Origin of the sequence: Streptomyces apricus (genome assembly GCF_008369065.1) — a bacterium.
Classification (GTDB): domain Bacteria; phylum Actinomycetota; class Actinomycetes; order Streptomycetales; family Streptomycetaceae; genus Streptomyces; species Streptomyces apricus.
In genome coordinates this window covers 2,874-15,796 of the sequence record NZ_VDFC01000075.1, presented here as the reverse complement: position 1 = coordinate 15,796, position 12,923 = coordinate 2,874, and the positions used below count along the sequence as shown (strand labels likewise).

General features: G+C 64.3%; 7 protein-coding genes and 1 pseudogene. 5 read left to right on the top strand and 3 right to left on the bottom strand.

Annotated elements, in window-relative coordinates; genetic code table 11:
- Positions 1-188 precede the first annotated feature (188 nt).
- The 5 genes from FGF04_RS33760 to FGF04_RS33740 all read left to right on the top strand — a co-directional run bounded on the left by FGF04_RS33760 (position 189) and on the right by FGF04_RS33740 (position 9,583).
- Positions 189-1,340 (top strand): cysteine desulfurase family protein, encoded by a 1,152-nt coding sequence (locus FGF04_RS33760; protein ID WP_188114349.1) that lies wholly within the window; start codon positions 189-191, stop codon positions 1,338-1,340.
- Between the two features lie 58 nt (positions 1,341-1,398).
- The gene (locus FGF04_RS33755) at positions 1,399-2,514 is read left to right on the top strand and encodes a DUF4007 family protein (RefSeq protein ID WP_149515204.1); all 1,116 of its coding nucleotides are present in this window, start codon (positions 1,399-1,401) and stop codon (positions 2,512-2,514) included.
- Positions 2,511-6,089 (top strand): ATP-binding protein, encoded by a 3,579-nt coding sequence (locus FGF04_RS33750; RefSeq protein ID WP_149515203.1) that lies wholly within the window; start codon positions 2,511-2,513, stop codon positions 6,087-6,089. The genes FGF04_RS33755 and FGF04_RS33750 overlap by 4 nt, the downstream gene beginning before the upstream one ends.
- Entirely contained in the window at positions 6,086-6,916 is an 831-nt protein-coding gene (locus FGF04_RS33745) for a phosphoadenosine phosphosulfate reductase family protein (RefSeq protein ID WP_149515202.1), read from the top strand. Before FGF04_RS33750 ends, FGF04_RS33745 begins: the two co-directional genes overlap by 4 nt.
- A 219-nt stretch (positions 6,917-7,135) precedes the next feature.
- Positions 7,136-9,583: a DUF262 domain-containing protein gene (locus FGF04_RS33740; protein ID WP_149515201.1), complete on the top strand. Its 2,448-nt coding sequence runs from the start codon at positions 7,136-7,138 to the stop codon at positions 9,581-9,583.
- A gap of 252 nt (positions 9,584-9,835) precedes the next feature.
- Here FGF04_RS33740 and FGF04_RS33735 read toward each other — a convergent pair whose 3' ends face one another.
- The 3 genes and pseudogenes from FGF04_RS33735 to FGF04_RS33725 form a co-directional block, all read right to left on the bottom strand.
- Entirely contained in the window at positions 9,836-10,969 is a 1,134-nt protein-coding gene (locus FGF04_RS33735; RefSeq protein ID WP_149515200.1) for a methyltransferase domain-containing protein, read from the bottom strand.
- Between the two features lie 19 nt (positions 10,970-10,988).
- Complete coding sequence (locus FGF04_RS33730) at positions 10,989-11,846, bottom strand: radical SAM protein (protein ID WP_149515199.1); 858 nt, start codon at positions 11,844-11,846, stop codon at positions 10,989-10,991.
- Between the two features lie 252 nt (positions 11,847-12,098).
- A pseudogene (locus FGF04_RS33725) lies at positions 12,099-12,923 on the bottom strand (glutamine synthetase family protein); the annotation flags it as partial.

The following is a 12,923-nucleotide window of genomic DNA, read 5'->3' as shown; positions in this document are numbered from 1 at the left end:
GTTCGGTAAGCGGTGTGTGACACCCCGCGATCGGGTGATTCAGAGAGTGGATCTCGGCTCACCGCTAGGCTCGCGGCGAGCTCCTGGTGGAACCCCGGATGCGAGGGAAGATTTCCACCAGCAGTACATTGGTGCGTGACACGAGAGAGGTGGGGTGACAGATGGTGAACGGGCCAGATGGGCCAGATATGTCCTATCTTGACTACAATGCCACTGCCCCGATTCGGCCCGAGGCCCTCACGGCCGTTTTTGAAGCCATGCAGACGGTCGGAAACGCCTCAAGCATGCACCAACCGGGGCGGCAGGCGGCTCATCGGGTCGACGTAGCCCGTCGGCAGCTAGCTGACCTCCTTGGTTGCTCGCCCGGCGAGATCATCTTCACTTCCGGGGCGACCGAGGCGAACAACTTGGCTCTCCGAGCTGCATTCACCGCCGGAAACCCCCTGGTCACCAGCCCTGTCGAGCATCCGGCTGTCCTAGAGACCGCCCGTGCGGTCACTGCCGAGAACCCCGAGGATCTTGTGCTGCTCCCGGTCGGCGCTGACGGCCTGGTGAATCTCGACGCCCTGGAGCAAGTCTTCTCGGCACGCCGTGGGGGTGTGGTCTCCTTGATGGCGGCGAACAACGAGACCGGGGTCCTCACCGATCTCCGCGTCGCGGCCAAGGCGGCCCGCGAAGCCGGCGCACTCGTCCATACGGACGCCACACAGATCATCGGCCGTCTCCCCGTGGACGTTGCTGAACTCGACGTCGATCTCTTGTCGTTGTCTGCCCACAAGTTCGGCGGCCCGCAGGGAGCCGGCGCCCTGTATGTACGGCGTGGCTCCCCACTCCCGCACCGACCACTCCTCGTGGGTGGCGGACAGGAGCGGGGCTGGCGGGCAGGCACGCTGAACGTGGCGGGAATCATCGGCATGGGGGCAGCAGCCGCCGCCGCGCACCACGGCCTCAACGAGGAGGCCGAACGGATTGCCGCCCTGCGCGACCGTCTCGAAGACCTCGTGGCTCATGCCCTGCCAGGTAGTCGCATCAACGGACGCCGCGATCAGCGCCTGCCAGGCGTGACGAGCATCACCTTCCCGGGCTTGCCGGCGGATGCAGTCCTGGCTGCCATGCCCGACGTTGCTGCCTCGGAGGGCAGCGCCTGCGCGTCCGGCGCTCCGACGCCGAGCCACGTGCTCCTGGCGATGGGCCTGTCCCGGGACGACGCCGACAGCACTATCCGCTTCTCGCTGGGCTACGCCACCACGAGTGCCGAAATCGAGCACGCCGCGCGCGCCATCAAACGCGCCGCGTTGCAGGTTCGTGCCGCACTGGCCGAAGCCCATGGCCCCAGCTGACCGTTATCCCGTTTACCACCTCGTTAGAGCAATTGCACTGGACACAGAGAGGTCCCGAATGTCAGACAGCCGGCTCGGGGAAGCCGCCCATTTTGCCTTCGCGCGACACGAAACGTTCGCGCCCCGCTTCGGCTGGCTGCACAAGGCGTACATGCAGGTCAAACGCGACCAGGGTGCGTTTCTCGCGGACGATGCGCCGGTGTTGTTCGGTGTGGGCAAGAACATGGTCAACGCCATGCGCTACTGGTCGCGTGCGTTCAAGCTGACCCGCGAGCACTCGCCCAAGCAGGGCACCCAGGCCAAGTTCTCCTATCCCACCTGGGAGGCCCGCTGGCTCCTGGACGAGGACGGAGCGGACCCGTACCTGGAGGAGAACGGCAGCCTGTGGCTGCTGCACTGGTGGCTGGTCTCTTCCCGCCCCGGGGCCAAGAGCCACGCGCCGGCCTGGTACACGGCGTTCCATCTGGCGCCGTTCTCCCGGTTCACGACCGCAGACATGACGCAGGTCGTCACCCGTCATGTGAATTTCTCCTACGACAAGAGCCCGGAAGAGGCGTCGATCGTCCGGGACATCGACTGCATCACCAAGATGTATGCGCGCAGCGCCCCGGAGAAGGCCGGCTCGCCGGGCAGCTACGAGGACCTGCTCGCCTGTCCCTTCCGTGACCTTGACCTGCTCACCTTTGTCGGTACGCGCGGCAAGCCCGAGTGGCAGTTCACCAGCGGGCACCGCACCTCGCTGCCCGCCCGGATCCTGGCCTACGCCTGCCTGGACTACGCTGCCAAGTTCTCCCGCCAGGCCAACTCGATCTCCGTGGCCCGCCTCGCCAACGAGCCGGGCTCCCCTGGGCGCGCCTTCCGAGTCCGGGAGAACGAGATTGTCATGGCGATCCAGAAAGTCGCCGTGGACCACCCGCAGCTCAACCTCACCGAAGCCGTGGGACAACGCAGCCTCGCCTTCACAGCTGACCCCTTCGAACTGGCTTGGGAAGTCCTGGACGAGCAGTACGACTTCGTCACCCGCCGTTCCGGCTTCCCCACCCGCGAGGAGTGGGCTGCCAAGTTCCCCAAGCTCGCCGAGGCCGAGCAGAAGGAACTTGAGAAGAAGTCCACGGATGCCACCGAGACGGCCAACACTGACCAGACGCTCTTCCCCAAGGAGACCGCCGCGTGACCACCGCAACCCCCACGCGGGCCCCAAGTAGCTCCGCCAGCGCCACTCCGCAGTTCCCTGCCGGCATCAAACTTGTCGGCTCCCAAATGCGCTCGACCAACCTTGAGCGCGATGTCGAGGACACCCTGCACGACCCCTACGTCGGGGCCCGGGCCGTCGACGTTCTGGAGCGCATCGCGAGCGCCCTGGCCGATCAACGTCGCACCCGCGCCTGGTCCTTCACCGGCCCCTACGGTTCTGGCAAATCCACACTGTCCAACGTCATCGACGCTCTGCTGGGGCGCGATGCCAAGCGGCGCAGCGAGGCCGAGCACATCCTCGAAGAGGCCAGCCCCGCCCTCGCCCAGCGCCTTGCTGCAGCACGCGACGCCATCGCTCCCGAAGGATTCCTCGGCGGCGTGGCCACTGCGCGCCGCGAATCCGTCGTTGCCACGCTCTCACGTGCCCTACACACCGCGGCGGCGCGACGCTGGGGCAAGCGTGTCCCGAAAACCATCGCCGCCGCCCTGCAGGCGTGCGCCGACCCGGAACAGGCCGGGGCCAAGGAGATTCTCGGCGCCGTCACGGCTCTGACCGTAGACGGCCAGCAGCCTCTGCTTCTCGTCATCGACGAGTTCGGCAAGACACTGGAACACCTTGCTGGTCACGACGAGTTCGCCGACGCCCAGCACGATCTTTTCCTGCTGCAGGAACTGGCTGAGAAGGCGGCTGGCCCCAACGGGCTGCCCGTCTACTTGATGACCTTGCAGCACCTGTCGTTCATGGACTACGCCTCACGGTCCAGTGAACTGAAGACTCGCGAATGGGCCAAGATTCAAGGGCGCTTCGAAGACGTCACCTTCGTTCCCCACCACGGCGATTCTCTGCAGCTGCTGCGTCGCCGCCTCGACCACTCGGCTGTCAACTCGGCAGGGCAGGCCCTGATCTCCGCGTCGGCCGAAGCGTCTGCGGACATCTGGACCCAACACGGGCTCGGCGTTCTGGCCGAACTCAGCCCCGACCACTTCGCGGACCTTTACCCGCTGCACCCGATCACCGCCCTGGCCGCGCCGACCCTTGCTGCTCAGATCGGCCAGCACGACCGCAGCCTTTCGGGCTTCCTTAACAGCGGCGAACCCAACACCATCCACCACTCGCTGGCACGGCACAGCAACCAGAAGGCGGAACACGCCAGCACGGTGCGACTGCCGCAGCTCTACGACTATTTCCTCAACTCCGGGCGCACCACCCTGCTCGCCTCCGCAAATGCGAGCAAGTGGATCGAGATCGACTCGCGCATCCGGGACGCCAACGGTCTCCCAGAGGCCGACCAGAACGTGCTGAAGACCATCGGCGTCCTCAACCTGATCGACTCCGACGGGGCGCTGAGCGCCACTGCGCCGATGATCCACTTCGCGCTTCACGACCCCACCGACGTCGCCGACCCCGACGCTTTCACGGCGCTCGAAGAACGGCTGGCCGATCTGGTCAGCCGGGGCTTTGTGGTCCACCGTGAGTTCAGCGGTGAATACCGGGTCTGGCAGGGCACGGACGTCGACATCGACGGCCGACTCAAGGAGATCATCAGCCGCTTCGATGACGCCTCGGTCATCGACCGGCTCGGCAGCCTTGTCCCGCAGGCATTCGTGGCCGGCCGCCACAGCCAGGTCACTGGCATGATGCGCGTGTTCTATACGGCGGTGAGTGGCCCGGATACCGAGTTCGTCGCCGCCCCGGACGAGCTGAAGGAACCCGCTGACGGCCTTGTCGTCTTCCACCTCGGCACCCATGCCGACCGGCCCAACGTCGACTCGCCCCTGCCGGTACTCGTCGGCACCACCCCCAACCCCGACGTGGTCCTCAGCACGGCCACCTACCTTGTCGCGCTGAAGGAACTCAGTAACCAGCAGGACATCGACCACGTCGCCCGGCGGGAAGTCATCGAGCGGCTCGTGCAGGCCGAGGCCGAACTGCTGGAGCTTCTGCAGGACGCGTTCTATCCGCCGTCCTCCGAAGCGTCCTGGAGCCTCTGGCACACCGGAATCGGCGAGGACGAAGAACCCGCCGATTCCGGCCTGAAGGCGCGCAGCCTCAGTGGCCTGGTTTCCCTCGCCTGCGAGTCGGTGTACCCACACACTCCGCACATCCGCAACGAGATGCTCGGCCGCCACGTCCTGACCAGCCAGGCTGCCCAGGCCCGCGGCATACTGCTCACGGCCATGCTCCGAGCGTCGGGCAAAGAGAACCTCGGCCTCATCGGGTACAAGGCAGAACGGGCCATCTACAGTGGTGTTCTGGCCTACCTCGGCCTGCACCGCGAGAACGGGGTAGCCCAGGCCGAGAGCCAGCAAGAAAGCCTGCTTCCGTACGGCTTCTCGCCGCCAGGCGTGGGCCACGAGCACGCCCAGCCCGCCTGGAACGCCCTCAACGAGGTTCTGACCAACGCTACTGAACGGGTCAGCCTCGAGGAGGTCATCCGTGTCCTGATGAGCCCGCCTTTTGGACTCAAGGCCGGCGTAATTCCAGTCTTCCTGCTCCCCGCTCTGGTCATCCGCCGCCACGACGTTGCCCTGTTCGAGGAAGGCACTTATCTACCCCGGCTGACCATTGATGTGGTCGAGCGACTCGTCAAGGGCCCTGGCCGCTTCTCGGTGAAGTACACGCCAGCCGGAGACGGCCAGCGGGGCAGCATCATCAAGAAGTTGATGGTCTCGCTAGGCGTGGAGGCACCGCGCTCAAAGGCCCTGCGTAACCCCGACCTCCTCTCCGTAGCAAGCGCCTTGATCGTGCGTGTGGCCGACCTGCACAAGTACGCCCGCACCACCAAGAACATCTCCGCCGACGCCCGCACTGTGCGCACCACGATCGCCCGGTCCCTGGATCCCGACGACCTGATCTTCCATGCCCTGCCAGGGGCGCTCGGCTTGCCCGAGGTTCCGGCCCGTGCCCGGGTGAACGCGGAAGCGGCGAACACTTACGTCGACCGGCTCACCGCGGCGGCCGACGAACTTGCGTCCATCGACAGCCAGTTGCGGGCCGAAGTGGTCAACGTCCTCGCACGGGAGTTCCGCCTGCCGGCCGAACTGCCTGAGCTGCGCACGCAACTCGCTGCCCGTCTGCGGGGCTTTGCTGGCGCGGTGCTGACTCCTGAACTGCGTGGCTTTGTCGACTTCGTCCTTAGCGACAGCCTTGAGGACGAAGACTGGCTTGAGCCCATCGTTGTACGTCTGACTAACTCTGCGCTCGGTGACTGGGACGACCACGAAGCCAAGGTCTTTCCGCAGAAAGCCCGGTCGATGGCTTCGGCCCTTGACCGAGTCGGGCACCTGCACCACGCCGGGAACGAGGGCCGCGGACGGGAAGAGAAACTCGACGCCCAGTTGTTGACCTTGACTGACAGCGCTGGCGTGGAACAACGCACCCTGATTTACGTACCGGAACAGGCCCGTACCGAGGCCAACAGTCTCGCGGCCGACGTCTTGCAGCAAGCAGAAAAAGCCCTCGGTCCGGATGGAGCGAGGATCTTGCTCGCGGCCCTAGCCCAGCGCGTAACCGAGGCCGCGACAGCGGCGAGTGAAAGGAAGGCACAGGGATGACCGACGGAGCCACCCAGAAGGTCCGGCACGTTCTCGGAATCTCCGGCGGCAAGGATTCCTCAGCGCTCGCCGTCTACATGCGCAACCGAGTCCCGGAGATGGAGTACTTCTTCTGCGACACCGGCGCCGAACTCCCGGAAACATACGAGTACCTGAACCGGCTTGAGGCCGCCCTTGGCAAGTCCATCGTGCGACTGAACGCCGACCGCGACTTCGACCACTGGATGGAGGTCTACCAGGGCACCCTGCCCAGCCCTCAGATGCGCTGGTGCACCAAAAACCTCAAGATCAAGCCCCTGGAAGACTGGGTCGGCGACGACAAGGTCATCTCCTACGTCGCCATCCGGGCTGACGAGAACCGCCTCGGCTACGTCAGCACTAAGCCGAACATCGATGCCGTCTTTCCCTTCCGAGAGGACGGCATCGACAAAGAAGGCGTCATGCGCATCCTCGACGAGGCTGGCATCGGCCTGCCCGACTACTACGAGTGGCGTACCCGCTCCGGCTGCTACTTCTGCTTCTTCCAGCGCAAGCACGAGTGGGTCGGCCTCAAGGAACGCCACCCCGACCTGTATGCCAAGGCCGTCGAGTACGAGGACAAGGTCCGCTACCGGCATACCGCCATGCAGGGCCGCAACTACACCTGGTCGCAGGGGGAGTCACTCCCGGAGTTGATCGAGCGTAAGGAGGAGATCGAGGCCAAGCACCAGGCGGCCCTTGAGCGAGCGGCCAAGCGCATCAAGCCCAACCGCCCCTTGCTGGAAGTTCTCTCGGACGCTCTCGACTCTGATGACGACGAGGCTGGCTGTTCCGTCTGCCACCTGTAATTCGCAAGCGCACACAGCGGCCCCAGCAGTTCCTGCTGGGGCCGCTGGTGCTTTGCTGGCTCTTAATGGCGCTGAATCTGAACGGGGTTGTGACCTGCGTCACGTGTGAGGCATGATGGATGTATGACGCTCCCGTCGCCTTGATCAACCGCGTACGTTTGACCGAGCGTAACGGATTGCTTGCAGGTGCAGAACGCTGCTGAATAAAGAGGGGTTTGTATGCCTACGCAGGCCAAGGAAATATTCGAGGCGCAAAGTAAAAGTGTCCGCGAGTTGTTCTCCGACAATGGGCTGGGTCTTTATCTGCCGCCTTATCAGCGTCCGTATGGCTGGGGTAAGGACAAAGTCGAAAAATTGCTCGACGATACGCTCCATGGCCTCAAAAATCTGAGTAAGGCGCCGGATAGTTTTACTTTCTTGGGGACTGTAATCACCATCCATGACGTGAACCACGTCACGGTTAAGCCCATTGTGAAATCCGAAGTCCCAGCCAAGGTTCTCACTGTTATCGATGGACAACAGCGTTTGTCGAGCCTTCTTATTCTGCTGGTCTGTCTGCACAACCTCATTCGCCAGCGCGCATGGCAGGTGTTCAAAGGGGAGACTCCGGACCCGACCGACAGCATTCGGACGCACCTTAACTCGGAAACAAGCGACATACTGCAGATGCTTGCGGCGGCATTTTACGAGCGAAAGAACTACGGAATTAAACCGCCGATTTATCCGCGCCTCATCAGGGCCTTCGTGGATCAATGGGCCAAAGATGAAAAGTTGAAGCAATATGATTCACCGATTGCCAACCTCATCTACAAGTACTCATTGCTAGTCGAGGGCGAGTCAGTAAGTTCTAAGCCGACAGATTTCAAGCCAGCGGCTCGACAGGATGCAGGTGAAGGTGAAGGCGACCTCATTAAGAGGTTTAGCGAGATCCGTACCGGTTTGATTAAACTGTCGCAGCGTAAGTCCATTGAGGAGTTGGAGGCTCTTCCGCCTCTAGCAACCCTTGCCACCAGCATCGACTTTCAGCGTGCGCTCTTCAACCACGAACTCGCCCCCGAACTCTGTGGTTGGTTGGAGGATTTGGAAGACGGGCCCGAGGCTGAGCTGATGCGACTCATCATGTTTGCCGCCTATGCCCTGAACCGCATTGCTCTGACGGTTGTTCAAGGCAAGGACGAGGATTACGCTTTCACGATCTTCGAGTCGCTGAATACAACGGGTGAGCCTCTGACTGCCTTCGAGACCTTCCTCCCTCGGGTGGTGATGGCGGAGGAGATTCAGGACTATCAGGACTCGGACGCATACGTTTATATGAAAGAGGTTCAGGGCTACCTGGACCGCTTTGACGTCGGAGACAAGCTTCAGAACGCAACTCGAGACCTGCTGGTAACTTTCGCGCTGGCAGAGACCGGGGAGAAGCTCTCAAAGCGCCTACCGGATCAGCGAGTTTACATGCGCGATACCTTTGAGCGTCACAAGGAATCTGCTGACGATCGAAACGCGTATCTACGTCATTTGCGCGACACTGCGGCCTTCATAGGAAATGCCTGGGAGCCCGCGCGTAACTCGCCCCGCGCGCTTCCCGGGCTAGAAGCGGCCGCCATGACGGACACCGTAAAGCTGTGCTTGGCCTTCCTCAGTTCACTCAATCACACCATTGCCATCGCGCCGCTCGTGCGTTTCTACTCCGAGGCTGTCTACGCGGACGAAGGGGAGGCTAGGGCTGAGTGCATCGCCGAGTTTGAGAAGGCGATCAAAGCAATTACTGCCTTTACGGTCTTCTGGCGGGCAACCCGCCGCGGCACAGGCAACATTGACAGTAGGTACCGTGCGGTCATGGCGGGGGTGGATTCCCTTACGGGCGTTGGACCGCTAGCTCGCCACCGGGCGGTGCCGGATCCATCGAAGCCTGACCCCACCGTCGATGCCGACGCGCTCCAAAAGGAACTTGCGGCGCGCTTGTCGCACCCTGAGCACGGGGCCATCCCCAACCTGGCCTCATTCTTGGCCGATGCTTCCGCGTTGCCGATCTACAAAATCAGCCGACCACTGGCGCGTTTCCTACTTCTCGCTGCATATCACGACACAATTGAAGATCCGAAAAATCCGGGCCTGATCATTCAAGGTAAGACGGGGGTCGCCTCGTGCTTCACCGCGGATGGTTGGGCGGACGAGACACATCTTACGGTCGAGCACATCGCACCGCAGCAGTTCACAGGCGGGTGGGATGCGGAGTTCTACAACGACAAGGAAACCGTCCACAAATTGGGCAATTTGGTCCTGGCGCCGGGTGCTGCCAACGCGTCCCTGAGTTCGCGTCCTTGGACTGAGAAGAAGGTCCTGTACGCGGCACTTGGCGCCCCGACGGCCGATGATGCCAGGTCGATCCTCAATGGTTCCGGGTTGTCTTTCGCACAGACAACCGAAGACCTGGCGTCTATGTCGCGCTTTCTGCCACATCTGCGGGCACTGGGGCAGAGCGAAAATAAGTGGGATCCTACGCTCATGGACCAGCGCGCAGACGTCCTCCTACGTCTGGCGTACACACGACTCAAGGGATGGCTGGGGTTGGAGTTGTCTGACTCCAGCACTGATCCGGTACTCAAGGTCGAGAACGATGAGCTCGAAGTGAGTGACGATGCCACGGGAGCCGTCGAAACGTCGTAATTTGGCAAGTCAGTTGTTCGCGTTGCGGCCGGTCCCTCCAGCATCTACCGGCGGATATCTGGACCAGTGTCGCGCAAGGGCCGGCCTTGCATCGAGCGATGGTTGGTGCGACGCTTCCGGCACGGACTATTGATCGCGGTCGACGAAGGACTGAGACATGCCCTATTGCTCTCCGAGCGATAGGGCATGTGCTTAGAAGACGCTTGCTCTATCCACAGTGTTCAAGGCCCTTACGTTGATCTAAGTAGATAGCTATAGAGTCGCTGTCCAGCCTCCGCGGGTCAGCGTCGTTTCCCCTTCCGGTGTGATCGCCACCCGGGCGCCGTAGACAGGGAGTACGCCCTCGCGGTTGAGGCGGTTGCGAATCTTCTCCAGCTCCGTCCACAGCCGTCGGGGGCCGCCCTCGTGCACGATTGGCGAGGCGAGGAAGTCGGCGACGTCGGCGCGGGCCCATGACCCGTCGGGGTGCAGCAGCCACACCGTTCGGAGACCCCCTTTATCCTCGTGACGGTGATACTCGATGCCAGGGATCTTTAGTTCGAGCATCGACATGACGTCCCAGGCGTCCGGGGGGTACAGCAGCGGGTACCGGCTGGTGTAGGACTGCCCTCCTTCGGTCTCGGTGGCCTGCTTCCAGACGTCGGCGGGAGGCGACTCGTAGTCGGCGCCGTGGCGGGCGGGCATGAATCCGGCCCGGTCCCACTCGATGCGGCCTGTGGCGCCGCCGTCTGGTGTCTTGTCGGCGGTGAGGATCAGACCCGTGCCGGCGATCGTCGTCACGAGGCGGCCGCGAGGCCGCAGCGCCTGGAGCCAGGAGGCGGGCACGGAGCGCACGGACACCGTGGACATGATCCGGTCGTACCTGCCCGGCAGCGGGCCCGTGATGTCGCAAACCTTGAGCTGCGGGCGCAGGCCGAGCACACCGAGCCGGTCCTGGGCGGTGCGCACCAGGTGCTCGTCGACGTCGACGCTCGTGACGTAGTTGTCGCCGAGCCGTACGCATGCCAGGGCGGTGCTGTAGCCGCTGCCTGTCGTGACCAGGATCTGGTCGTTGTCGCCGATCATCGCGTGCCGGTACATCCGCACGAGGAGGCTGGGCAGCGTCGACGACGAGGTCGGCATGCCGTCGGGCAGGACGTCGCCGACGCGGGCCCTGTCTGCGTGGGATGTGCCGACCCGGGTCACGAGTGTCTGGTCGCTGTAGGCCGTCGCCATCCAGGCCGGCGGGTCGGCGGGACCGCTGCGCAGAGCCCAGGTCTCGCCTTCCCGCTCCCACCAGTTGACGACGAACTGATGCCGCGGCACCTCGGTCAGGGCCGAGTGCCAGCGTGATTCCGGGCGGATGATCTCCCGTGCCAGGGTCCGGGCGTGTGCCACCCACGTCATCGTCGGCTCCTCCTCTTCCTCAGTACGCCGGGTCACAGGCGTCGGTGTTCGCCGGGTCGCAGTCCCCGGAATCGTCCGGCGGGCAGGCGTCCGTGCGCGCCGGGATGCGTGCTGCCGTGTCCGCCCAGGCCCGTCCACTGAACACGGCGGCGAGCCCGTCGGTCTTCGCGTTCCCCGTGGGCAGGAACCGTCCGAGGACGCACGGGGTGACGGTGCCGTCGGTCATCACGGCCGCCCGGCCCTTCGCGCACCTGCCGCACAGGTCGTCGGTACTCGGGATGTGGACCTCGCCGCGGCCCACACTGCGTACCCGGTCGGTGACCACCGTACGGACGCCGAGAGCGAGCAGCTCCTCGCGTGCCTGCGCGGTGCGCTGTCCTTCGAAGACCTCGACGATGCCGACCTGCAGCGGGATACGGTGGCGCAGGGCCTCGACGATGTTCGCGCGGGTTGCGGCGTGCGAGCCCCTGCGGTTGGTGACGCGCTCATGCTCTGCAGGATCGTCGCTGTAGTACGACGTCGCCACCGTCACCCGCGGACGCATGAACAGCTCCCAGTGCTCAAGCTTGACGCGGTAGAGGTTGCTGTAGACCTGCAGGGTGAGGCCGAGCACCAGGGCGCGGTTCACCAGGGCTTCGAAGTCGGGGTGCAGGGTGGGTTCCCCGCCGATGAACTGGACTTTCTTCACGCCGACCTCGGCGGCGTCGCTGATGAGCCGCTTCCAGTCGTCGGTGGACATCTCGCCGTGCCCGTTGGAGGGGCCCGACTTCGCGTAGCAGAGCTCCGGGCAGGTGAGCTGACACCGTCCGGTGATCTCAAGTTCCAGGAACTCCGGGATGGCGGACGGGACTTCGGTCTGTGCGGAGGTGAGCGTCATGGACGGTTCCCTTGCGGTTTTGCTGAGCGGTGTGGTGCCGGGGTGGCAGGCGCCGTGTGGGCCTGCCACCCCGGTGTTTCAGAGACGGTGGACCCACGCATCGGGGTTGGCGAGCTCGTCCGTCGTGCTCACAAGCACGTCTCCTGCATGCGATCGCGATCATGGGTAGGGGTGAGCGACAGCAGCCCCGCCAGCTGCCGCAGCACACGGCGCGCTGCTGTATCGGTTGCGGAGAACGCCAAGGTGGAGACTTCAGGCACGGTCGAATCCCCGCAGCAGCTCGATGTCGGTGACCTGGCCGGCGAGTGCGCCGACTTCGAGCTCACCGGCGTGGACGTAGTGATCCATCGCGTCGGAGCCGAATGCCGCCGATGGGATGGAGCTGTCGACGAAGTCGGTGAGTGCTTCGTCCAGGGTGCGCGGCACTTCGCAGGCTTCAACATCCTCGTAGCCGTCGCCCGTGCAGGGGTCGGGGAGTTTCGGCTGGTTGCGGATGCCGTGGATGATCGCGGCGAGGGTTGCGGCCAGGGCCAGATAGGGGTTCGCGTCGGCGCCCGGCAGACGGTTCTCCAGGTGCGGATTCGACTCCTCGCCGGTGACACGGATGGCGCACGTGCGGTTGTCGATTCCCCAGGTGAAGCGGGTCGGTGCGAACGAGTGCGGGCGGTAGCGCTTGTAGGAGTTGCCGGTGGGCGCGTACAGCGGCACCAGGTGCGGCAGAGCGGTGAGCAGTCCGGCGACAGAGTGCTGCAACGGTTCGGGCAGTACCCCGGACTGCGGTGCCCAGAACGCCGAGTCCTCTTCGTCGCGCCACAGGGACACGTGCAGGTGCAGGCCGCTGCCGACCCCGGTCTGCGGGGCGGCCATGAAGGTGGGCGCCATCTTGTGCTGTGCGGCGAGGTGGCGCACCGCGTGCTGGTGGACGGTGTAGATGTCGCAGGCCGTCATCGGGTCCCCGTAGGGCCAGGTCACCTCGATCTGGCCGGGTGCTCCTTCCGTCTTGATCGCCTCGGGCGGGCAGCCGGCCGCGTGCAGTGCTTCGCGGAGGTCGTGGAAGAAGGCGCTCAGGGCGGGCGG